Consider the following 870-nt stretch of genomic DNA (forward strand, 5'->3'; position numbering starts at 1 on the left):
TCGCATCTGGTACCGAGGCCCCGTCCAATGGGGATCAATCCACTTGCAGATCCCGCACCGCTTCGAAGTGCCGTCACAAGAGACGGCAGGCCAACCGGTCAAAATCACTGTGTCGAGGATCTAGTCTGCCATCCCTGATGTGAACATTACAACGGGGCATGAGAGGTTGGTGATCGTTCTAGACCCGAAGCGACTTTGCCGTTCAAAAGGGAACGGAAGTCGGTTGTTCATATGTCAAGCTTCAGCCATAGGTAGACATCAAAGTCATCGTAATAATTTGGGTGTATTGCATTTAGATCTTGAGTTGCTGCTCCATAAACGTCACCTCCCCATTTCCGGAATTCTCTTAGCTAATTCGCTCCATGGATGATCACGAAAATATTTCCCATTCCGACCATGCAGATAAGCCGCTAGCAGATCTGGCTGGGGCGGCGTTGCGGCAGATGCTTAAGCTTGCCAAGCAGCGGGGCTATGTCACCCATGCGGAATTAAGTAACGTTCTTCCATCTGAAGACTTTTCTTCGGAGCAGATCGAGGACGTTCTTAGCCAATTGTCTCAGCAAGGGATCAACGTTGTTGAATCGGAAGAGACAGAGGAGGAAGCGGCTGATGGCGGCGACCTCGTAGAGGCATCTGAGACCCGCGCCGTCGCGGTATTTGAGACCACGACCAAGGAGCCGGCGGACCGGACAGACGACCCGGTGCGCATGTATCTGCGCGAGATGGGATCGGTCCAGCTTCTGTCCCGCGAGGGCGAAATCGCGATCGCCAAGCGCATCGAGGCCGGCCGCGAGGCCATGATCGCCGGGCTCTGCGAAAGCCCGCTGACCTTCCAGGCCATCATCATCTGGCGCGACGAACTCGTCGAGG

The 870-nt window shown here is 55.2% G+C and carries 1 protein-coding gene; it reads left to right on the top strand.

Annotated features, from left to right (window positions below; all coding sequences use genetic code 11):
• Positions 1–362 precede the first annotated feature (362 nt).
• Positions 363–870: RNA polymerase sigma factor region1.1 domain-containing protein (locus FS320_RS44320; protein WP_274597290.1), on the top strand; the 508-nt coding region annotated here is incomplete at its 3' end.

It is taken from the genome of Microvirga tunisiensis, from assembly GCF_009296175.1.
Lineage (GTDB): Bacteria > Pseudomonadota > Alphaproteobacteria > Rhizobiales > Beijerinckiaceae > Microvirga > Microvirga tunisiensis.